This is a genomic window from Clostridium sp. (assembly GCF_036643715.1).
Taxonomy (GTDB): Bacteria; Bacillota; Clostridia; order Clostridiales; family Clostridiaceae; genus Clostridium.
The window spans coordinates 33,899-57,188 of record NZ_JAVXRL010000011.1 but is presented as its reverse complement, the minus strand read 5'-3'; the positions used below and the strand labels follow the sequence as shown (position 1 = coordinate 57,188).

Annotated in this window: 16 protein-coding genes; 5 read left to right on the top strand and 11 right to left on the bottom strand. The window is 29.4% G+C overall.

What is annotated here, in order from left to right; all coding sequences use genetic code 11:
• Nucleotides 1-44: 44 nt before the first annotated feature.
• A complete protein-coding gene (locus RSF37_RS05135; RefSeq protein WP_332563327.1) occupies nt 45-6,287 on the bottom strand; it encodes an Ig-like domain-containing protein in 6,243 nt (2,080 codons plus the stop codon).
• Nucleotides 6,288-6,620: 333 nt separating this feature from the next.
• Nucleotides 6,621-7,361 carry an rRNA adenine N-6-methyltransferase family protein gene (locus tag RSF37_RS05130; RefSeq protein WP_332563326.1) on the bottom strand — a complete coding sequence of 247 codons (741 nt, stop codon included), beginning with the start codon at nt 7,359-7,361 and terminating at the stop codon, nt 6,621-6,623.
• A 256-nt stretch (nt 7,362-7,617) separates the two neighbouring features.
• Between RSF37_RS05130 and RSF37_RS05125 the strand changes: the two genes are divergently transcribed.
• On the top strand, nt 7,618-7,947 hold the full coding sequence (locus RSF37_RS05125) for a HesB-like protein (protein WP_332563325.1): 330 nt from the start codon (nt 7,618-7,620) through the stop codon (nt 7,945-7,947).
• Between the two features lie 49 nt (nt 7,948-7,996).
• Here RSF37_RS05125 and RSF37_RS05120 read toward each other — a convergent pair whose 3' ends face one another.
• Nucleotides 7,997-9,529 (bottom strand): thiol-activated cytolysin family protein, encoded by a 1,533-nt coding sequence (locus RSF37_RS05120; RefSeq protein ID WP_332563324.1) that lies wholly within the window; start codon nt 9,527-9,529, stop codon nt 7,997-7,999.
• A 585-nt stretch (nt 9,530-10,114) separates the two neighbouring features.
• Between RSF37_RS05120 and RSF37_RS05115 the strand changes: the two genes are divergently transcribed.
• Complete coding sequence (locus RSF37_RS05115) at nt 10,115-11,278, top strand: dicarboxylate/amino acid:cation symporter (protein WP_332563323.1); 1,164 nt, start codon at nt 10,115-10,117, stop codon at nt 11,276-11,278.
• 1 nt (nt 11,279) lies between these two features.
• Nucleotides 11,280-12,089, top strand: coding sequence for an LssY C-terminal domain-containing protein (locus tag RSF37_RS05110; RefSeq protein ID WP_332563322.1), 810 nt, complete (start codon nt 11,280-11,282; stop codon nt 12,087-12,089).
• On the opposite strand, the gene RSF37_RS05105 is transcribed toward RSF37_RS05110, so the two are convergent.
• From RSF37_RS05105 to RSF37_RS05085, 5 genes are all read right to left on the bottom strand, one after another.
• A complete protein-coding gene (locus tag RSF37_RS05105; RefSeq protein ID WP_332563321.1) occupies nt 12,076-12,753 on the bottom strand; it encodes a hypothetical protein in 678 nt (225 codons plus the stop codon). The two genes, RSF37_RS05110 and RSF37_RS05105, sit on opposite strands and share 14 nt — an antisense overlap.
• Nucleotides 12,754-12,925: 172 nt before the next feature.
• Nucleotides 12,926-14,269 (bottom strand): vWA domain-containing protein, encoded by a 1,344-nt coding sequence (locus tag RSF37_RS05100; RefSeq protein ID WP_332563320.1) that lies wholly within the window; start codon nt 14,267-14,269, stop codon nt 12,926-12,928.
• A 21-nt stretch (nt 14,270-14,290) separates the two neighbouring features.
• Entirely contained in the window at nt 14,291-15,370 is a 1,080-nt protein-coding gene (locus RSF37_RS05095) for an AAA family ATPase (protein WP_332563319.1), read from the bottom strand.
• A gap of 18 nt (nt 15,371-15,388) precedes the next feature.
• Entirely contained in the window at nt 15,389-16,165 is a 777-nt protein-coding gene (locus RSF37_RS05090) for a hypothetical protein (protein WP_332563318.1), read from the bottom strand.
• Between the two features lie 266 nt (nt 16,166-16,431).
• Entirely contained in the window at nt 16,432-17,223 is a 792-nt protein-coding gene (locus RSF37_RS05085; RefSeq protein WP_332563317.1) for a GTP pyrophosphokinase, read from the bottom strand.
• A 194-nt stretch (nt 17,224-17,417) separates the two neighbouring features.
• On the opposite strand from RSF37_RS05085, the gene RSF37_RS05080 reads away from it, so the two are divergent.
• Nucleotides 17,418-18,383 carry a methyl-accepting chemotaxis protein gene (locus tag RSF37_RS05080; protein ID WP_332563316.1) on the top strand — a complete coding sequence of 322 codons (966 nt, stop codon included), beginning with the start codon at nt 17,418-17,420 and terminating at the stop codon, nt 18,381-18,383.
• Nucleotides 18,384-18,469: 86 nt separating this feature from the next.
• Here RSF37_RS05080 and RSF37_RS05075 read toward each other — a convergent pair whose 3' ends face one another.
• Nucleotides 18,470-19,159, bottom strand: coding sequence for a metallophosphoesterase (locus tag RSF37_RS05075; protein WP_332563315.1), 690 nt, complete (start codon nt 19,157-19,159; stop codon nt 18,470-18,472).
• A 164-nt stretch (nt 19,160-19,323) separates the two neighbouring features.
• Nucleotides 19,324-20,904 carry a BCCT family transporter gene (locus tag RSF37_RS05070; RefSeq protein WP_442878523.1) on the bottom strand — a complete coding sequence of 527 codons (1,581 nt, stop codon included), beginning with the start codon at nt 20,902-20,904 and terminating at the stop codon, nt 19,324-19,326.
• A 274-nt stretch (nt 20,905-21,178) separates the two neighbouring features.
• Between RSF37_RS05070 and RSF37_RS05065 the strand changes: the two genes are divergently transcribed.
• Entirely contained in the window at nt 21,179-21,805 is a 627-nt protein-coding gene (locus RSF37_RS05065) for a TrkA C-terminal domain-containing protein (RefSeq protein ID WP_332563313.1), read from the top strand.
• Nucleotides 21,806-21,969: 164 nt separating this feature from the next.
• Here the strand turns inward: RSF37_RS05065 and tyrS are convergent, their stop codons facing one another.
• Nucleotides 21,970-23,196: a tyrosine--tRNA ligase gene (gene tyrS / locus RSF37_RS05060; protein WP_332563312.1), complete on the bottom strand. Its 1,227-nt coding sequence runs from the start codon at nt 23,194-23,196 to the stop codon at nt 21,970-21,972.
• Nucleotides 23,197-23,290 lie beyond the last annotated feature (94 nt).

Sequence of the window (23,290 nt, the reverse complement as noted above, 5' to 3'; positions counted from 1 at the left end):
AGTAATTAATTACTCTTCGTCCTAAATTATATATATTTTATTAATTATTTTTTATTATCTGTTCTTTTTTTCATTATTATAACTACTCCAACAGCTGCAATTAATGAACCTATCATTAACCATAATGATGAATACTCTCCCCCAGTTGCTGGAATATTACTACTGTTGCCCTTATCTCCATTTACATTTGAATTATTATCATTTCCTGAATTGCTTTCTCCTGAGTTATTTCCGTTATTATTGTTTCCACCGTTGTCATTTCCATTATTATCACTTCCACTGTCTTCATCACCCTTATTTTTCTCTTCTAATGAATCTAAAGATGCTCTTAACTTATTAATTGCATTATCTACATCCTTTTCTGTAGCTTCTTCATTATTTAATACTTTAGTTGCATTATCTAATTCATTCTTAAGTTTTTTTACACTCTTTTCTGTATATTTTGATAGATCCATATTCTTCACTTCATTAATAAGTGCTTCTAACTTTGATTTATTTGGTTTTAATCTTAAATCTAAATAAGCTTTCATTAATTTATCAAATGATTTATTTACTTCATCTTGCATTGCATTTTCATCATTTAATACTTTAATTCCATCATTTAATGCACTTTCTAATGACTTCCATGTTGAATTTATAAACTCCTCTTTATTTAATTCTTTAATAATATTTACTAATCTTTGCAGCTCTTTTTTATCACCTTGTTTAAACTCTAACATATGAATTGCATTCATAAGATTTTTAAATGCAGTATCCACTTCTTCTAAAGTAGCATTTTCATTAGAATATACTCCTTCTGAAGCTTTAAGTGCATCTTTAAATGCTTTAACAACTTTAGGAACTACACCTTCAAGTGCCCCATTTGCTTCTGCATCCTTTGCATAATCTATCGCCATCTTTAAAGCAGTCTTGTCAATTACTTCACCTTCTAATTCTCTTTCAAGTGCAATTTCATACTTAACTTCCTTTAATCCATCTTCTGATTTAATAACTATATCTAACTTTTCAAATCCATCTGTACTATATACTGTAGAGACTGATGCATTATTAGTTACATCAACTTTAACTACAGGTAACTTTTCATTACTTCCAACCTTTATAGTGTAATTAAATCTATCTTCACTAAAACCGTCTAAGTTTTTATCATTTAGCTTTATCATATTAACATTGAAATCTGAATTTGATACTACTTTCTTTTCAAAAGCTTTTATCTCAGTTATTCCAAGAGCCATATTAGCTTTAGCATCCATTTTTATTCTTAAAGCATAAGTGTTTACCATATCAAATTCATACTTATTAGTATCACTTCCTGATGTTACTTCAGGATTTGCTTTTAAATTAGATACATCTTTCCAGTTAGCCTCATTATTAAATGGTGAGCTCTCTTCTGCCTTTACATGACCTGGCTTATTTGGTAACTTAACTTCTTCTCCAACATAATATTGAATTTTAAAGTTCTCTGGTACTTTGCATCCACTATCTTCAAAGAAGTCTACTTCTAAATTATCAATGTATTTTTTCTCTGAAACTCCTGAGCCAAATATTACTCCAACCCAATCACTAGTATTCTTATTATTTCTCTTCCAATTACTCCATCTATTATTAGCAGCGTTTGGATTATGCTCTATTATATTATCATTAACTTTAGTTATACTATCTTCTGATGCTTGATCTATATCTTTATCGTTAGTGTATGATCCAATTGCCATAGGTAAATCATAACCATTTCTTGCACGGGCTATATTATCACCTAATATACTATTTTTACTTACTCTTATATTAGCTTTAGCCTTAATATCAGTTCCTTTAACTGAACCATGTATAACAAATGTTCCTTCTTTGTTTAATAATTCTTTGTTATACTCTTCCCAAGTTACTTTTGAATTTATTGACGTACCATCAGTATAGTATGCCTTAACTTCAGCTGGTAACTTTGGTTCTACTTTAATATTTGTTGCCATTGAAATATTTTCAACTTCTGAAATACCTTTTACCGTTACTTTAGCTATTGCTTTTAATTCTTGTCCTTCTACAGAGCCTTTAACTTCGAAAACTCCATATTTGTTGTAATCTTCTTCTTTTATATTATCCCAAGTTACTTTAACATCTCTTGGAAGTCCAATATCAAATGTTGCTTTAACTTTTTCTGGTAATTTAGGTTTAACCCCTTTTTCAGTCTCTATATTTACTTTTTCAAATGATACTATTGTTTTGTCTGATTCATTTTCTAAAACATTAATATCTAAAGTATTAGTTTTAACTGTTTTACCTTTGTAAGTTACCTCAGCATATAATTCTACTTTTCCTTTAGTGTAAGCATATAACTTATCTTTATCTACTTTAACTTCTCCACCATTTTCTTTAATATGATATTTAATGTCTAAATTACTTCCATTAATCTTACTTCCATCTTGTAATTTGGCATCAATTAATATGTCAATCACATCATCTTCTACAACCTCGTCCTTAGATAAAGAAATTTTAGCACTTTCAATAGTTGGTGCCTCTTCTTTAAATTTAACTGAATAGTTTTTAGTTAATTGTCCATCCTCTGCTGTAACAAAAATCATAGCACTTCCATTATTACTAAGTGATGGTACTACAAATACACTTGCATTGTCTTTAGCTAATGCTGTAACAGTTGGAACTTTACTTCCATATGGAACTTTAACTGTATATTCAGTTGTATTCTCATTAAAGCCTTCTATACTATTATTATTAACTTTAATATCTTTAAGTTGTGCTGTTCCTTCCATTGACATAACTTCTGAATATACTTCAAACTCAGTAAGCCCAACTGCCTTATTAGCTGTTGTATTTTCCTTTAAGTATGCCCTTATCTTATTAGTTTTTATAGCATCAAAAGTTATTTCTTCAGTTCCGACCTCAGTAAATCCCTTTGTTTTACTTTGATTTTTTACTGGAATAAATTTTTCTCCATCAAAATATTCAATTATTATTTCACTTGGAATTTCAACTCCTGAATCTTTATACAAAGATAGTCCTACTTTTCCAATTAAATAATCTTTATCAAACTCTATTCCTACATAATCATTATAATCTTGACTTCCTTTACCCCAGTTTGTCCACCTATTTTGAGGTGAATTCCCCTTTGAGATTATTCCATCATTTATATTATTTATATTGTCTGGTCCTGAATAAGTTGTAAATGCTTTAGGATAACTTCCACCTTCATTTAAAGCAATATTTTTAATTTTAGTCTTATCTGAAACAACTATTATAGCTTTAGCTTTTAATTTTTCTATACCTTTAACCACACCGCTTATTTCGACTGTTCCAGCTTTCTTTACATCCTCTTCTGTTAAAGTTCTATCCCATGTTACTTCCTCTTTTGATATACTTCCATCATTTGATATAACAGAAACCTCATTTGGAAGCTCTACAGTTTGCCCAACTGGTACTAATAGTCTAGTATCTAAAATACCAATAATATCTTTAACAACTACATTTATAACTACAGGTACATCACTATCTGCTACAACACCTTTAACTTTAAACGTTCCAGCTGTTTTTAACTTATCTTCTGGCACATCTTCCCATTTAACATCAACTTCTCCTTTATTACCGTTTGCATATAAAGCATTAACTTTACTTGGAAGTTTAAGCTCACCATTTATAGGAACAGTAATATCACTGACATCATATCCTAAAATTTTATTACCATTCATATCTTCTTCTAGTGCAGAGAAACCTGACATACTGCTTGATGATAATCCTTGACTTGAAGCAGTAAGTGTAAATGGACCTGCATTTTTATCTGATTGAACAATAACTAATGCTTTACCATTAAATGCTTTTCTCTTATTATCTTTATATCTTTCAACACTTGCAGCATTACCATTATCAACTCCAACAATCTTTCCATTTCCTGATATATCAAAGTTAATTAAATTATCTGCTGTTGGAACCATAGTTCCATTTTCATCAACAACATCCACTGTCACAAATGATAAATCATATCCATCTGCTTTTAAAACTTGCTTATCTGCTGTTAACTTAATTCCCTTAGCTTCATTAGCAGTTTTAACTACATCACGTGCTATTTCTTTTCCTTTTGAATCTTTAGCAACAGCAGTTAATTTACCTGGTTTATACGGTACTTTAAATTCTAAATGTAATTTACCATCTTCAGTCTCTTTGTACTTACCGTTGTATCCCGCATTAGTTACTTCATAAGTATCTGTTGCAACTAACTTACCTAATTCATCACTATTTACATCTTCATTTAAATATAAATCTACACTGTTTGCATTAGTATAGGCATATACTAATATTTTATCTCCATCAACTTTTATACTATCGTCATTTTCAAAGTTCCAATGAGGTAATAAGTGTACCATTGGTTTCTCTGACCATTGGCTTTGATAAAAGTAGAAAATATCTTTTTCAAATCCTGCAGTATCAATAGCTCCAAAGTATGAACTCTTTGAAGGGAAAGAATTATAATAAGGAGTTGGTTCTCCTATATAATCAAAGCCTGTCCAAATATATTCCCCTGCAATATATTCTCTATCTCTATCTCTCTTCCACGCTTCTTCTGCAGTTTTTCCCCAACCAACATAATCATTATCATATGATGATTGCTGCTTATCTGCATGAGTATGCATTTGTAATTTTTTCTCTGGATGATCATATACCCCTCTACTTCTTGTGGCTGATGAATTTTCAGAGCCATAAATCTTCCAGTCTGGATGCTTAGCTCTAAGGCTTTCATAATTATCTTCAGCATAATTAAATCCTACTACATCTATAATATCAGCTACAGCTTCATGGGAACCTTGTCCACTACCCATTCTAAATTTATCTTCTCCCATTGTTGTTGGTCTTGTATTATCAATTTCTTTAACCCATTTATTTAAATCTTTTGTCGTTTGAACTGCCTTTGCTTGATTAGTTTCCCATATTTCATTTCCTAAAGACCACATTATTATACTTGGAGCATTTTTTCCTCTATTGACCATCTGTTTTATATCAAATTCTGCCCAAGTCATATCTCCATGAATTGATTTCTTCTCAAAAAATCTTCCATAGTCTTGTGATTTCTTTCCGTCATACCAAGTATCAAAAGCTTCTTCTATAAGAAGTATTCCTTCTCTATTACATATATCAATTAATTGCTGTGATGCTGGATTATGAGTTACCCTTATAGAATTAACTCCCATCTCTTTTAGCTTCTTAACTTGTCTTTCTATTGAAGCTTCATTTGATACTGCACCTAAGGCACCTTGATCGTGATGCATGCAAACTCCTTCTAGCTTCATTTGCTTTCCATTTAAAAAGAATCCATTATCATCAGTAAATTCAAACCATCTTATACCAAAATCGCTTTTATATTCATCAACAACTTTATCGTCAATAGTAACTGTAGTTACAACATTGTACATGTATCCATTTTCTGTGCTCCAAAGTTTTGGATTTTTAACTTCCACATCATGTGAAAATTCCTTCTTGCCACTTTTTGAAACAACTTCTGTACTACTTACTTCACCAACATTCTTTCCTTCTCCATCATATATTGTTGAAGTTACTTTAACATTTTTATCTTCCTTTTCTTCATTCAATATATCCGTCTTCACATTAACTAAAGCTTTTCCCTTTTTATACTCTTCTTGAAGATTCGGTGTTGTAACAAATGTTCCGTACTTATCAACATGAACTTTTTCAGTTACTGTCATGCGGACATCTCTATATATTCCACTACCTGAATACCATCTACTACTTGGTTGCTTATTATTAACTTTTACAGCTATAACGTTTTCAGTGACTCCATCACAAACTAAATTATCACTTATATCAAATGAAAATGGTGTATATCCATAAGGATGATTCCCTACTTCTAAGCCATTAACATACACATAACTATCCATATAAACTCCATCAAAATCAATTGATATTTCTTTTCCTTCCATTGATTTTGGCAGAACAAAACTTTTCCTGTACCAGCCTATTCCCCCATCTAAGTAGCCACCTTCATGTGTTGATGGAGAATTTTTATTAAAATCTAATTCAATACTCCAATCATGAGGTAATGTTAAATTTCTCCACGAATCATCATTAAAATCCTTATCTTTTGCACCCTGAACATCTCCTAAATTAAATGTCCAACCATCATTAAATAAAATTGATCTTTCTGATTCTTCGCTTAACACTTTACTTACAGGATTCTTACCATCTTTTTTTGTAGTATCTGCTAAAGCACTTATTCCACTTGATGTTACTATTATAGATAATGAAAGTAACACCCCTAATATTTTCTTACATTTCATACCCTCTTTCTCCTTTTAACCCTCTTATATTTCAATATGGTGTAACTTATTTATAGTTAACTATTTGCATAATTATAATACTGTAAATTAGAAAATCACCTCTTTACTTTATTACCCCCTTTCATGGTATAGAATATTTTCTATGAAACTTTTAAATTTAATGTGAATATTATTAAATTTTATATTAAAATCATACCATGTTTTATTTCATATGTAAATATTTACTATAATATATTAATTTTTACTTTTATCCACAAAAAAGGCGAAGAGTAATTTTATACTCTTCGCCATCAAAGCAATACTTATAAATATATTTTACTAAAATTCAAAAAATTATTCTAAAACAACCTTAAATTTTTGAAGTATTTCACTTACAAGACTTTCATCTAATTTATTATAATACTTTAAATATCCTGACTCCTGTAGTGCCGCAAAAGCTTTCTTACTAAGTTCCATCCATATTTCCGGTACATAAACCCAAACTATTTCTTCATATTTGCAGCTTAATAAAAAGTGTTCTACTCCCCAGAAAGTATAATCTTCAATATTGTGAAGTTTATTAAATAGAACATAATCTGAAACAACACTTTCAGTTAACTTATATTCATAAATGTCAACGAAAAAATAATCAAAAGTTTCTGGTTTAGCTTTGTAAGCATCACCTTTTATTATCTTGATTTTCTTATTATCTTTAAAGTTCTTTCTATATAAATCAATTATATCCTCTTCTATTTCATAAACAATAATCTCTTTAACTTCATCTCTCTTTGCCATTTCTTGAACAGTATAGCCAAGCCCAAGTCCAACAACACCAACTTTTCCATGAGCATTCTTAATTATTCCATAAGTGCTTTCTATCTCTTTTGGTGATATTCTCATCCAATACTTATCATTACCTTCAAGGTCAGGCATCTTTATATTAAATTCTTCATTCTTTTCATACATATAACCTTCAGTTATTCCATCTTCGTCATATGATTTACTTATTTTATGATCTCCAATAGTATTTGAACTAATTTTTTTATCATATTCTTTAATTTTCTCTAATAAAAAATCTTTATCATATGGTTTCACGCAAAACCATCCTTTCTATACTTAGTAGTATCCCTTTATTATTGTACCCTTCTATTTATAAAGTATTTTTGTTAATTTGTAAAATTTTTTAACTATGATTGCTATTATATTTATAAATTCTCTTTATTTAACAATATTCCTTTAAAAATTTTCATTATCCTTTAAAAATTTAATTCTGACTGGTTTACTTTGAATTAAATTGTGGTATAATATCATTATAAAAAAATAAAAAATTTATTTAGGATAGGTGAGTTTTATGAAAAATATTACAATAAGCGAAGAAGCTTACAATGAATTTAAAGAATTCTTAGACGAAAATAAAGTTGAGAATTACAATATAAGAATTAATCATGCAGGAAATGCTTGTAGCGGTCCTGTATTCAACATAACTATCGAAGATGCAACTGATGATGACGTAGTTGAAACAGTTAATGAAGTAAACTTCATTATCGGTAAGAACTTAATCGATGAGTTTGGTGGATTCATTATAATTTCATCAGCTGAAAATAACGGAAATGGCTTAAGCCTTAAACCAGTAATCGCTCCAGAAGGTGGATGTGGTTCATGCGGTGGCGGATGTCACTAATTTCTAATTAGTAAAAAGGGACTATTTTAAATAGTCCCTTTTTTTATACTTAAACTTCAGTTGTTATATTTTTATATGGATATAAGGTTGTTCCACTAATATAGAAAATTCTTTCTTTAACTAATGGAATATTTTTAACATCAACTATAGTCCTCCACCATTCCCACGCTAAGCCTGTACATTCTTTTATCTTAACTGATATATTTCTCGCATTACCATCAAGTGGTATCTCAGTATTAAAGTGAGCCGTCCTATCGTAGTCATTGCCACTCCAAGTCTTATGAGTTAAAATTTCATTTCCTTTATCATCATAAGAAACTTCATCCCATGATACATAAAATCTTGCAACATATGCTCCTCTATGATCTAAAATAATTTTTCCATCATTATATTCAGTTGCTGTAGTTTCTACATAATCTGTTTTATTTTTTATTGATGCAATAGAATTATCTTTTAAAAACACGCTAGTATATGATATTGGATACCCTGGATTTTTAGCACTAAATTCAGCATTTGATTTAATTACATCTCTTATCTCTCCAAAATCATTAGTTATAATTTTATTATGTTCTTTTGAATCTCCACCTAGCACTACCGCTGTAAATGAACTTTGATTTAAAATATCCTTATATTCAGCATTAGCTTCTACATTTGTATTTTGTAATAATGCCTTAAAGGCTGATTTTACATTTTTACTTTTTGAAGTTGATTCAAGCTTTACATAAATAGTTCTTCCATAAGATACATTAGATACAAGAGTTGGTGGATTTTCATTATTAATCCCCTTCCTCTCTAGTTCTTTAAATGTAACATCCTCCCCAAAAATTTGTGATGGAGACTCTGGTAAGTCACAACTTACTGTATAAAATATTTGCTTATACGCAGCAACCATAATAGTCTTATTTCCTTCTGCCACAGCACTAAAATCTATTCCTAGTGAATTGCTTACAGCCTTAGAATTTACTTTTAATGCTGTTGAAAGTTGTGATTCACTATATACCATAGATTCAGAATACTGCGTTCTAGCAGGCAGTGTATACTTTCCTTCATACATTGAAGTCCACTTTGATACTAAAGTATCTATTGCAGATACAACATTAGAATGAGTTGGATTTTTAACTACTTTCTTGCTTTCATAACCCATTCCCGGCAAATCTACACTTATTGTTAATGGCTTTCTCTTACATACAATTAAATCTGGTCTATTGTCAACAAGTGCTTTATTAGCCCTCTGTATAGCGCCTGGATAAATTCTATCATTTACAGAATCAATAAGTGAAATATCAACAGTTGAAGTTGATATACTTTTCTTTTCACGATTAACTACTATAAATTTTCCTGATGACTCCTTACCTTGGGCTTTCACAAAACTTTCAACAGATTCACCATTGGCTGCTAATACTTCCTTTGGATTGTAATTTAAATTATAAATCCCATTATCTATTATTTGAGCATTACTATTTGTTATAGTTGCTCCGTGAGCTACTTCTATTGGTTGCATTATTATGCACAAAATTATTATTATGTAAAGTATTATTCCTTTTGAAGTTCGCTTTGAATTTAATGATTTTATCTTTTGCATAGTGCACTTCCCCCTATTAATTTGATATGTAATTATACTATTTATATGTAATGCGTTCAATAATAAATACAAATTAGTCTATTTGTCCACCTACCTTTATTAAATGTTACATAATTTCCAATCTTTATTAAATTTTTCGCTTATATATTGACTTAAAGTAAAATTTTTCTTATAATCAATTTATAGTATTCTTACTATTTTAGTAAGAATTGTTTTTATAATCTAAAAGCGATGAATAGAAAAATATGATAATTATAACTTTGCAGAGAATAGTCTTTATAGCTGAAAGAGACTTTAAGGGAATTTATCAAATAAGTGCCTCTATGAGCTCTTTTTTCGAACTTTTATTATAGTAGATTGAAGCGTGAACGCACGTTACAGCGTTATGGTATGTTTGTACCTATTAATTTTTGAGTTTTATGCAATTAATTTATTTTTGCATACAAACAGAGTGGAACCGCGGAATATTACTTCTGCCTCTGTATATTAGAGGCAGGAGTTTTTTTATACATTTTATCACTTTAAATTCTTAACATAGTGTATAAATAAATTTTATATAATCAAACTAAAAGGAGGATTTTTATTTTGAAGAAATTATTTAATAATCTAATTTTCAAACTACTTATAGGAGTAGTTATCGGTATTTTAATTGGAAGTTATGCTTCCGAGTCCGTCATAGGTGTAGTTGTAACTATTAAATACATCTTAGGCCAAATAATATTTTTCGCAGTGCCACTAATCATTTTAGGATTCATTGCACCATCAATTGCAAAGCTTAAAGAAAATGCAAGTAAGCTTTTAGGCTATGCTGTTTTGATAGCTTATCTATCATCAGTTTTTGCCGCACTTTTATCAATGGTAGCTGGTTATAACATTATTCCAAAGCTATCTATCGCAGCTGATAACACAGCATTAAAAGAGCTACCTGAATTATTATTTAAACTTGATATTCCACCTATAATGAGTGTAATGAGCGCTCTTGCACTCGCATTACTTTTAGGACTTGCAACTGGTTGGACAAAAGCTGATTTAGTTGAAAAACTATTAGATCAATTCCAAAACATAGTTTTAAGTATAGTAAATAGAGTGATTATTCCTATACTTCCATTTTTCATTGCAGCAAATTTTGCAGCCTTATCTTATGAAGGTGGACTTTCAACTCAACTACCAGTATTCTTTGAAGTTATATTAATAGTTCTTGTTGGTCATTTTATTTGGCTTTCCGTACTTTATATTATCGGAGGTATCATTTCTAAAGAAAACCCATGGGACGTTGTAAAGTATTATGGACCTGCTTATCTTACAGCTGTTGGTACAATGTCTAGCGCTGCAACACTACCTGTTGCATTAGAATGTGCTAGAAAATCAAAAGCATTAAGAGAAGATATAGTAGATTTTGCTGTTCCACTTTGTGCTAACATACATTTATGTGGTTCAGTTCTTACAGAAGTATTTTTCATAATGACAGTTTCTCAAATACTTTATGGAAAACTTCCAAGTTTATCTACAATGATATTATTTATATTACTACTTGGTATTTTTGCAATTGGTGCACCTGGAGTTCCTGGTGGAACTGTTATGGCATCACTTGGATTAATTATTAGTGTATTAGCTTTCGATGAAGCTGGAACTGCACTTATACTAACAATATTTGCACTACAAGATAGTTTTGGTACTGCTTGTAACGTCACAGGAGATGGAGCTATAACTCTTATGCTCACAGGTATTGCTAAAAAACGAGGTTTATAAAATGAAACTACGTGAAAATAAAAGAAATTTAATAATAAGAATATTAAAATTTTTACTAACAATATTTTTAGCTTATATATCATATAAAGCATTATTTTCAACTATATTAACTGAAAAATATCATATAATGAGTTATCTACTTGTCTGGTTTCTTATATCTTATTTAGTATTACCTTATTTAAATAGATTGCTTTCTAAACTCTATATACCAGACTACTTTATAGGTAGAACAAAAACAAATGATGGACTACTTGGTGATCCAATTAATTTAGCTTTCTATGGTAATAGTGAAGATATTATTAAAGCTTTTGAAATGAGTGGCTGGAATGTAGCTGAAGATCTTAATTTTAAATCTTCAATTAAAATAGGTCTAGCATGCATACTTTCTAAATCTTATTCTACAGCACCTGTTAGTTCATTATATTTATTTTCAAGAAAGCAAGATATTGCTTTTGAAAGAGAAATAAAAGGAAATCCTAGAAAAAGGCATCATATTCGTTTATGGAAAACTCCAGAAAATTGGAACTTACCAGGAGGCTCAAAAGCAGATTGGCTTGGTTCTGCAACATACGATAAAAATGTTGGACTATCATTATTCACAGGACAAATAACTCACAAGATAGATGCAGATGTTGATGAAGAACGAGACTTTGTCATACATTCTTTAGAGACAAACAATACAATAGAAGAATTTAATTTAGTAGAGCATTTCACAAGTAGTTACCACAGCCGTAACGGTGGTGGTGACCGTATTAAAACCGATGGTGCTCTACCATTTATCACAATAAAAAAAGTTACTACATTATTGTAGTAACTTTTTTTACGTCCTTAGTGAAATCATAATCAATATATTTTCCACTTACTTTATTAATTTCTCTTAAAACATCAACCCAGTATTTGTTGTTTATAACAACCTTTTCTTTATCACTATTTTCAACATCGCTTAATGCTTTATCATCTAATGTTTTAAATATTTTACTCATATTGCTAGCTAAAGACTCCATTACTTTAAAATCTTCTAAGTCTTTACCTTTTATTTTTAAATCATCACTATCAGTGCTCATTATATTCATTAAAGTATTTCCTAAATAATTTTCAATTCTAGTGTATATATCATTATCAAGTGCTGTACTCGTATCGATCTTTTTATTTTTGAATATATCTTTATCACTCTCTTTGTAGAAACTATAATCATCCCAAAGTTCTACTACACTATCTGACATGTCGCTGTAATTAGTATATAAAGTTAAGAGTTCTTCATTGCTAATTTTATAAGATTCTATAGCTTTATTAATAATTTCAAGATTTTTATCATTTTTAAGTTTTATTATTTCAATATTCTTATAAGAATTAACTCCAATTCTATGACTATATTGTTTATTTTTTAAACAAATTAAAACGTTTACTGATAAACTTATTAGCAAAATTACTATTATTGCAATAGAATAACTTTTTTGTTTAGACACCTTATGCATATCATCTCCCCCTTTATCATAAGTATTTTACCATACAGGTTACAATTTTACTACAAAAGGTATCTTTTTTAACAATTTGTGAATTTAGATAACATTTATTTAACATTATATAATTTTTCACCATTATTTTTTATGTATCTGTTTATTACATTTTTGTATTTTTTTTCAATATTTATCTTGCCCAGTCGTGAATTACACCTCTAATCATATCAAGAGCTGCTGAACCACCTTCCCCTTTATTTAACTTCCCTTTCAATTTCTTTATAGTACCAAATTTATCTCTTAAAGAAAGCTCCTCTTCATCTGTTAATACCCATATTATATTTCTAACTGTAGGCTTAACTTCAAGTTCTGTTTCCCCTACCCCATCAGTAAAATAAATAAGTACTCTATCAGATAATCTGTTTTCTTTTATATAAGAAAATACAGGTGAAAATTTAGTAGCTCCACTTTTTTTACTTCTCTCTTTAATGTCTTTAGGACTTTTTATATCATAAACCCTTCTAACTTCATTATCACATTCAATAACTTTAACGTTATGAGCTCTATTCCTTGTAATTGCAAGCACTTCAACCATAGTTTTATTAAATTCCAAATCGCTCATACTAGCACTTATATCAATAGCTACTATAACTTCAGGCACAGCATCACGGAGCTTTCCTCTCATATCCATTCTGCTTGGCTGTCTTCTATCTCTTCTAACTATAGTCTTCTTATATCCACTTTTAACTGTTGGAAGGAGCCTTTTAAGATAGTTTCCCCAATCAACTTCTTCCTTCTCATGATATCCCTTAATTACATCCAAAATTGATTTGGGTGCATCTCCTTTAACTGAACTAACTGCAGTCTTTTTCGTAAGGTCTTGAACTCTATCCTTATCTAAATTAATGTTTTCCCAAATATCATGAGCCTTCTCAATATCATATTCTCTTTTAACATTATCACTATCTTTCTTATTGTTAGATTTTTCAGCTCTCTTTTTTATAGATTTATCAATTTCTTTTGCATAATACTCAAGAGGCATATCCTCTTTAAGTGAAACATTGTATTCCATAGATACGCTTTCAAGTCTCTTACATTCCATAGGAAGATGCTTTATAAATTGATTTATTGATATATCCATAGCAACATTTACAGCTTCCTTGCTGTAAGCATTCTTAAGTGCCTTTTCTCTCTCATAATGATTAAACATTATATGATATATTTCATGTTTAAAAAGTGCTCCCATCTCCCTCTTGCTATTATTTAAAAATAGCAATGGATTAAAAAACATTTTAAACCCATTAATTGTTGGAATAGTTCCTAAAGGATGAGTTATATCAAGCTTTATTTCTCTATCTATTTTAAGCATAAAATTACCAAAGAAACTGTCTTCAAAATCCATTTGATCAATTATTACATTTTCAACTAAATCTAAAAATTGTCTATAAAATTTTGATGATACATCACTTTCACTTTTAAATGTTAATGCTTCTTTTAATAAGCTATCTCTTTTTTCATCAAAAGTTGTTGCCATAATATACTCCCTCCTATATGACTACTCATATATTGTAAAAAATGCTTCTAAAAATTCATCTTCATCTAAAAGTCTTTCATAAACATCTCTTCTACATTCAGATTTTATTTCCTTCATTATTCCAAGTCTTAAATCTCTTGGATAATACTTTAAAAGTTCCCCAATTACACTTAATTCATAAGTAAATTCTTTAAGATTTTGAACATAATTTAATGCACCTTTAGCTAAAATATATAATCTTGAATTATTTTCACTACTTATTCTCTCTTTTAAATTACTACTTAAAACTTCACTTTGGAAAAGCTCAGAAGCTTTAATCATTGGCTTTTTCTTATTTTTTATAAAGCTTGTAAAATCATTTGAAATACTAACTCCAAGATTACCTTTAACAGTGCTTAAAAATACTTCAAAAGAATATTTTTCTTTATTCTTTTTATATATTCTGTAAGCTTTTGATACTCTCTCATAACTTCTTGGCGTTCCTTTAATGCTCTCTTTTGAGTTTGGATTATGAAGATATTCTGGGAATATCCCTATAAATTCAATAACCTCTTCATCAATGTTTCCATCTGACATTGCCCACTTAATCCATTCTTTAACATCAACTTCCATATCAAGCCACACAAATCTATCCTCTTGTGCTTGATCCATATCAACAACTGAATATTCGCTATCTCTATAATTTTCATATTTATTTGAAGGGTTCATAGCAGCAACTATTTTCACATTATTATCAATAAAGAATCCATTTATTTCTCTATTTAAAATAAGATTCATAAGTTCTTGCTGCACTGCGTGCTCACATCTATTAAGCTCATCTATAAAAAGTAATACACTTTCTCCTTTTCTTGTACAATCCTCAATTCTAGAAAGTTTTTCATGAGTTGCATATATAGTTCTTCCATTAATCACAGTTGGCAACCCACCAATTTCTCCTTCTTTTAAAAGATTTGCATCTATTGTTATAAGAGTATAATCTTTCTTCTTTGCAACATCTCTAACTAAAGCAGTTTTTCCAATTCCACTTTCCCCTATAATTAAAGGCACATCATTAGCTTCCACAACTAACTCTACTGCACTTAAAACATCTGAATACCTCATAATATACTAACTCCTCCCCTAAAGCTTACAATCAACTAAAAGCTTCTTTGTTTCCTTATCTCCATATTCTTTAATGAATGATATTTTATCCATTTCTAAAATTTCTAAGTCTAAGAAATCTTTCATGTATCCTCTAGTCATATCGCCCTTATTTAACTTATCAATTAAAACTTCTACAACTAGTTCCGGATCAATACTTTCGTATAAGTACTTAACTACATTTATATTGTCATTAATAAAAATCTTCATTTCATCATAATCGTAAGTTGAAATATAGTTAATTGCTTCCTCATCTTCTAAAACTGCAAGCCTTTTAACTTCTATATGAGGGTCACTAATAAACTTTATTGCACCCCAGTAGTTTGTTACAGCAATCACTTGCACTTCACGGCTAGGCTCTTTAATATACTTAATAGAATCATAATCATTAGAAACTGCTAATCTATTTAACTCTTCATCTTGATTTTCTACATACTGAATAGCCCAACCTTTTGAATTTATAGCCTCTTTTATAACTTTTCTGCTTGGATTTTTAATATATTTTAAGGAATTCCAAAGAATTTTAACTGCAAGACTTGCTATTTCTTCATCTAAATTTTCAATATATTGAACTGCTAATGGATCATTTTTAACTGCAATCTTTTGAAGTTCTATTGAAGGGCTTTCTATAAACTTAATCATCATCCCATTTTTCTTTATAGCTACCATTTTCATTTCTTCTGTTGGATTATCTATCTCTTCAATCCTAGTTGGATTTTGTTCTATCATTTTTATAATATTTTTCTCATCCACCATATATATTCACCTCATGTTTACTAATGTATTTTGTAATCTTATTATTTCTCACATTATATATTTATATGGGATACATACTAATTGTTATATACTATCCACTTTTTATTATATAAATAACAAAGAACCTATCGGATAATTATTATTATAAGCAACTAGTTATCACATAGAAATTATATCATTTCTTATCATTTTACTCAAGATTAATAATAAAAAAAGAATTGATATTTACATTAAGTAACTATCAATTCTTTTTATAATTATAATAACTAATCTTTATATTTATCAATTTCTTTTTTAATTGAATCAAGAAGACTATTAAGCTCCCAAACATCTCCGTTTTCAATAAGTTTATTAAGAGATTTTTCGTATCTACTTGCCTCTGGAATCTTACCAAGTGAAATAAGTACTAAAATTTGATTCATCACATCTGATATAATTGCTGATTTTACTTCAAATAACTTTTGAGCATCTTTTATCTCATCTTTTATTTCAAGCATCTCTTCATCTAACTGGAATGCTGCATCTGCTGCACTTTTTAGTTTCTGCTTAAGTTCAACTGGTATCTGTTGCTTATATTTATAATTAAGTGAATGTTCTATAGTTGCCCAGAAATTCATAGCTAACGTTCTTATTTGAAATTCAGCTAATATTTCTATAGGGCCTTCAACCATATTTACAGTATACTTTATTATCATGTGATAACTTCTGTATCCACTTGATTTTACCCCTCTTACATAGTCCTTTTCATATAATACTTTCATATCACATCTACTACGTAAAAGTTCAACAACAGTATCTATGTCATCAACAAACTGGCACATAACCCTTATACCAGCTATATCTTCCATTTCAAATCTAATTCTATCAACTGGAATACCAAATTTATTAGATTTCTCTAATATACTAGATACTTCTTTAACTCTTCCAGTAACAAATTCAATTGGAGAATATTCTTTTTTCTTTCTATATTCTTTTCTAATACTTCTTAATTTAACTTTTAGTTCATCTACTGCCTGCTCATAAGGCATTAAAAAACTTTTCCAATCATTTATTGCCATAAGTAACCACCCTATTATTATTGCTATTGCTTCTACTATCAATATTATACCAAAAACTTTACCTTCTGTAATGTATTTATCGCCGTATTTCTAAATTACCTTTATTTTTCCTACTTTTTATAGTTTATAAATATATTATCTTTTATGAAATAATATGGTATAATAATGTAAAAATATAGTCCAGGAGGGGTATTGTGGGATTTTTTTCTTCCAAAACAAAGATGACTGAAAAACAACCTAAAAGTGTGATAGATACTTATGTTAAAAATAATAACTCATTTATTCCATCTATAGTAATCGAAGAAATAAACGGATTAAATGATACTAGTGATGAACTTTCTCTTTCTGCTAAGGAAATTAGTTTATCTTTAGAAATTTTAAGCGATGCAACAGTGAACCAAAGTCGTGAAATAAGTTCAGCAGCTCACGTTTTAAAAGACTTTAATAAATCAATGGACAACCTTGCTCTTATAGTATCAGATACTCAATCAAAAATTCTTGATACAAATAAAGTAGCTAATACAGGTTTAAGCTCAATAACTCAACTAGATGCATCATTAAATGAACTAGAAAATGCTTTTTCTACTTCAAGCAAAACTGTAAATGATCTTGTTGATAAGCTAGACTCTGTAAATACTATAACAGTTTCAATAAATCAAATTGCAAGTCAAACTAATCTCTTATCATTAAATGCAGCAATAGAAGCTGCAAGAGCTGGAGAAGCTGGAAAAGGTTTCTCAGTTGTTGCTGGAGAAGTTAGAAAACTTGCCGAAAATTCAAAGAAGGCAGTTCAAAGTATTACTGCTATATTAGAAGAAATTAAAGAAGAAATTTTATCTGCTTCAAGAGTAATGAATACAGGGACTACTGCTATAGAAACTCAAAAATCAACTATTGTAACTACAAAAGAAACATTTCATCAAATTCAAGATTCAATTAATATAGTTTCTAATGATATTGATGAATGTTTATCAAATATAGTTAAAACTTCAAATAAAACCGAGGAAGTATCAACCTATATAAATGAGGCTAAGTCATTAACTGAAGAGTACACCGCTTTAGCACAAGAAATATCTGCAACTACAGACCTTCAAACAGCTTCAATAGATACTTTAAGCAGTAATATATCTTCTATAGTAAAATCTCTAAAAACTCCTTAATTTTAAAGTATTAATATAAAAAGGTCTAAAAAGATGTAGTTTACTCACCTTTTTAGACTTTTATTATCTTATAAATACTTAGTATATTATTCCATTATTAGCTTTGGATCAAAGTTTAAGAAATCTGCAGCAGTCATTATATATGTAACTCCATTTCTCTCACCCTCTAATACTCTATTTATGCAATTTCCATGAAGATGCCCATATATAACTTTCTCTACTCCATATTCTTCACAAATTTTTGTAAAAACTGAATCCATAAATTTTTCATTTGTTGGTGGATAATGAAGCATAACTATAAACTTTGAAAATCCATTTTTCTTTGCTTCATCTAAAGAAAGTCTAAGTCTTATAGCTTCCCTTGAATATATTTTTTCATCATGCTCTGTGAATCTATCAGTTCCTTCGCACATCCAACCTCTCGTTCCACAAATAGCATAATCACCATATTCATAAAAATTATTTTGAAGGAATTTAGTTTTTTCAAACATACTGTTTAACTTAACTATACTACCCCACCAATAATCATGATTTCCTTTTGAAATAATTTTTCTTCCAGGAAGATTTTCTATCCACTTAAGATCTTCTTCACTTTCCCCTGACTTCATAGCCCATGAAATATCCCCAGCTATTAAAACAATGTCTTCATCTTTTATTTTAGATAACCAATTTTCTTTTATCTTTTCATCATGCTTACTCCAATGACTGCCGAAAATATCCATCGGTTTATCTCCACTTAAAGCTAAATGCAAATCTGATATCGCATATAACGCCATTTTCTTATCACCTTTCTCTATGTTCTCATATAGTTTTATTATGTTTATCATTATATCATCATACCATTAATGATTTCCATTAAATAAATTTATAATCTTAAAAAATAATATTATAAACCCTATGTTAAATAATATAACAGAGGGTTTAATTAACTAAAATATATTTATCTTTGATTTGTAATAGTACTTGCTCCTTTTGGCACTTTATATCTAGCCTTCATTTCTTTCGCTTCTTCATCTCTAATTTTTTCTTTATTAAATGCATCATTTACAGCATGTACATCTTCTTTTCTAATCACTTTAACAAATGCTAATACGCTAAGAACTATAATAACTCCAAAGGGGAGTGCCATAACAATAGTTGACCTTTGAATCATATCAAATCCACCTGCAAATAAAAATGCTACTGTAAGCAAACTTTGTATTAATCCAAGTATTACTTTCCTAGAGTTCTTAGGGTTAAGTTTTCCATCACTTGCAATTACGCTTAATACATATGTTGCTGAATCTGCACTTGTAATAAAGAATGTAAAAAGTAATATTACTGCAATTATACTTAATATCTTACCCATAGGATACTGATTAAATATAACAAATAATGCTGTTTCAGTTTTCTGTATAGCTTGTGCTCCAATATCAACTGGAAGGGCTGTACCTAATGTTCCAAATACAACAAACCAAAGCATACAGAATCCTGCTGGTATTAATAGAACTCCCCTAATAAATTCTTTTATTGTTCTTCCCTTTGATACCCTTGCTATAAATATAGCAACAAATGGTGCCCATGCAATCCACCAAGCCCAATAAAAGATTGTCCAAGTCGAATACCAATCTCCTTTTGCAAATATGTTAAACTTATCTACAACTAAAGCTTGTGCATATTGTACGAGTCCAACTGCTGTATTATTAAATAGATCCACTTTAGGAACAATTATAAAAGCTCCGACAAAAAGTAAAATTGCTACTCCTAAATTTAAATTAGAAAGTATCTTTATCCCCTTCTTAACTCCAGTTGTGGCTGATATTAAGAATAGAACTGTAATTACTGCAATTATAACTATTTGTACTAATTTTGTTTCCGGAACTCCAAACATATAATTAAGTCCACTATTAATTTGTAATGTTCCCATTCCAAGTGAAGTTATAATACCTGCTATTGTTACGAAAATAGTTAATATATCAACAGTCTTCCCAATAAAGCCTTTAGCATTTTTTTCTCCAATTACAGGAATTAATACTGAACTTAAAAGTATTGGTTTTTTCTTTCTAAAGTGCATATATCCAATTATTAACGCTAATAATGCATAACAAGCCCATGCTGAGATTCCCCAGTGTAACCATGACTTTCTAAATGCAAATGCTGCTGCCTCTTTCGTTCCACCTTCCATTCCCAATGGATTAAGATAGTGAGTTAAAGGTTCAGCTACTCCCCAAAATACTAATCCTATACCAATTCCAGCACTAAATAGCATAGCGAACCATGATATATTAGAGAATTCTGGTTTAGAATCATCATCACCTAATTTAACATTTTTATACTTACTGCATAGAAGGTATATACTAAACAGAAAGAAAAATGCCATAAGAATCATAAAATACCACGAGAAATTACTCGTTACAAAATAATATGCCTTATTAAATACATTTTTAAAATTTTCCGTGAAGAATACTCCAAAAATAAATATACTAAGTGATACCGCTATCGTTAAATAATACGTGACATTGCTTTTAAATCTACTTTTTATTTTATTCATTATAATAGGCCTCCTTTTGACAACTTTTCATAATTTACAAGTTGCTAGTTTTTTTAAAAAAATAATAAGCCGTTTTATTCTGACAACTTAATATTAACATATAAGTTTGCATTTGTAAATATTTTACTTCTATTATATTATATGTAATCAACTTTAATTCGTTACTATTAAAAATAAATAATTATTAGTAATATTATATTTGTAATCTATCTACTATATTTATGTTATTTATGGTACAATTATTCACTGATGGGAGTGATCAAATATGGCTAGAAAAACAACAACTCCAGCATACTTAAAGATAGCAATGGACATTGCTTCAAGAATAGTAAACGGAGATTTTCTTGAGGGTGAAAAGCTTTCTGGACGTTCTACGCTTGTAAGCCTTTACAACGTTTCTCCTGAAACAATACGTAGATCAATAGCTTTGCTAAAAGATATGAATGTTGTAGTAGTGGAAGAAAAAAGTGGAATACGAATTTTAAGCAAAGAAAATGCTAATGAATTTTTAAAGAAATTCAGAACTAAAAGTGAATTCACTAATATAAAAGAAGACATTTATAATTTACTTAATGAAAAAAAAGTTTTAGAAAAAAACTTAGAAAGTAACATACAAAATTTAATTGAATTTGCTACTCAACTTAGAAATGTTGGACTTATTGTTCCTTATGAAAGTTTAGTACAACCAAACAGTTTAATAATTGGTAAAAGCTTAGGCGAATTAAATTTTTGGCATAATACTGGTGCAACAATAATTGGAATTAAAAGAGATGATCAATTATTCTTGTCTCCCGGTCCTTACTTTACAATAAACGAACATGACATTGTCGTATATGTAGGAGAAAATGACGACGTTATAAATAAAGTAAAAAACTATATAACATCTATATAAAAAAACCCTGAAAATATTCCGGTAACTTTGAAAATTCCGATAAGAATTTCTAATGTTAACCTTCATATTTTCAGGCTTTTTGCATATTCTAAGTCTATAAAAGTTCTACTATGGTTTGTAGAGCTTTCACATTTACCGTAATATTAGTAGTCTTTTTCCATGTTTTACTCTACTATTAGTTTGTAGAACTTTTTCTTTCCTCTTTTAACTAGAGCTGAACCTTCACTGAAATCACTTTCTTCTAAAGTTCTCATGAAATCAGTAACCTTCTCATCATTAATTGAAACTCCACCTTGCTTCATTAATCTCTTTCCTTCAGCTTTTGAAGGGAATATATTAACAGCAACTAATGCATCTAATAATGCTCCACCTATCATGTCTTTTGCTATCTTTTCAGTAGGAACATTAGTCATATCATTTCCACCAGCAAATAAAGCTTCTGAAGCTTCTTGTGCCTTCTTAGCTTCTTCATCACCGTGAACTAATGCTGTTACTTCATAAGCTAAAACTTTTTTAGCTTCATTTATTTCAGATCCTTCTAATGCGCTAAGTCTTCTAACTTCATCCATAGGAACAAAAGTTAATAACTTTAAGCATTTTTCAACATCTGCATCAGCAACATTTCTCCAGTATTGATAGAAATCAAATGGTGATACTCTATTTGGATCAAGCCATAGAGCTCCTCCAACAGTTTTACCCATCTTTTCACCTTGACTATTTGTTAATAATGAGCATGTCATTGCAAATACATTTTGTCTTGATTTCTTTCTAACTAAATCAACACCAGCAATCATATTTGACCATTGGTCGTCTCCACCTAGCTCCATCTTACAATTATACTTTTCATTAAGTACAAAGAAATCATATCCTTGCATTAACATATAATTAAACTCTAAGAATGAAAGACCATTATCTGTTGCAAGTCTCTTCTTAAAACACTCAGCTGAAAGCATCTTATTTACAGTAAAGTGTGCCCCAACCTCTCTTAAGAAGTTAATGTAGTTAAGATCTAATAACCAATCTCCATTGTTTACTATAAGAGCTTTGTCATCAGTAAAGTCAATGAATCTCTCCATTTGCTTCTTTATTGAATCAACATTATGCTGTATTTGATCCTTAGTAAGCATTTGTCTCATATCTGTCTTACCACTTGGATCTCCAACCATTGCAGTTCCACCACCAAGTAATGCTATAGGTCTATGTCCTGCTCTTTGCATATGTGCCATAAACATCATTGCAATAAAGTGACCAACATGTAAGCTATCTGCTGTTGGGTCAAATCCTATATAAAAAGTCACCTTTTCTTTTTCTAGTAACTCTCTAGTTTCTTGTTCATGAGTGAATTGTTTTATGTATCCACGCTCTAATAAAACATCTAATACATTAGTCATTCTATGTCCTCCTAGCCTTTATTAATCCTAAATTTTGCATAGATATAGTATATCTTTTATAAAATATTTTTGCAATACTATTATACGTTTACAT

What these genes read in the sequence shown, in the direction of transcription:
- RSF37_RS05135 (WP_332563327.1), bottom strand. Translation starts at nt 6,287, where the DNA reads ATGAAATGTAAGAAAATATTAGGGGTGTTACTTTCATTATCTATAATA.
- RSF37_RS05125 (WP_332563325.1), top strand. Translation starts at nt 7,618, where the DNA reads ATGAAAAATATTACAATAAGCGAAGAAGCTTACAATGAATTTAAAGAA.
- RSF37_RS05120 (WP_332563324.1), bottom strand. Translation starts at nt 9,529, where the DNA reads ATGCAAAAGATAAAATCATTAAATTCAAAGCGAACTTCAAAAGGAATA.
- RSF37_RS05110 (WP_332563322.1), top strand. Translation starts at nt 11,280, where the DNA reads ATGAAACTACGTGAAAATAAAAGAAATTTAATAATAAGAATATTAAAA.
- RSF37_RS05105 (WP_332563321.1), bottom strand. Translation starts at nt 12,753, where the DNA reads ATGCATAAGGTGTCTAAACAAAAAAGTTATTCTATTGCAATAATAGTA.
- RSF37_RS05100 (WP_332563320.1), bottom strand. Translation starts at nt 14,269, where the DNA reads ATGGCAACAACTTTTGATGAAAAAAGAGATAGCTTATTAAAAGAAGCA.
- RSF37_RS05095 (WP_332563319.1), bottom strand. Translation starts at nt 15,370, where the DNA reads ATGAGGTATTCAGATGTTTTAAGTGCAGTAGAGTTAGTTGTGGAAGCT.
- RSF37_RS05090 (WP_332563318.1), bottom strand. Translation starts at nt 16,165, where the DNA reads ATGGTGGATGAGAAAAATATTATAAAAATGATAGAACAAAATCCAACT.
- RSF37_RS05085 (WP_332563317.1), bottom strand. Translation starts at nt 17,223, where the DNA reads ATGGCAATAAATGATTGGAAAAGTTTTTTAATGCCTTATGAGCAGGCA.
- RSF37_RS05075 (WP_332563315.1), bottom strand. Translation starts at nt 19,159, where the DNA reads ATGGCGTTATATGCGATATCAGATTTGCATTTAGCTTTAAGTGGAGAT.
- RSF37_RS05065 (WP_332563313.1), top strand. Translation starts at nt 21,179, where the DNA reads ATGGCTAGAAAAACAACAACTCCAGCATACTTAAAGATAGCAATGGAC.
- tyrS (WP_332563312.1), bottom strand. Translation starts at nt 23,196, where the DNA reads ATGACTAATGTATTAGATGTTTTATTAGAGCGTGGATACATAAAACAA.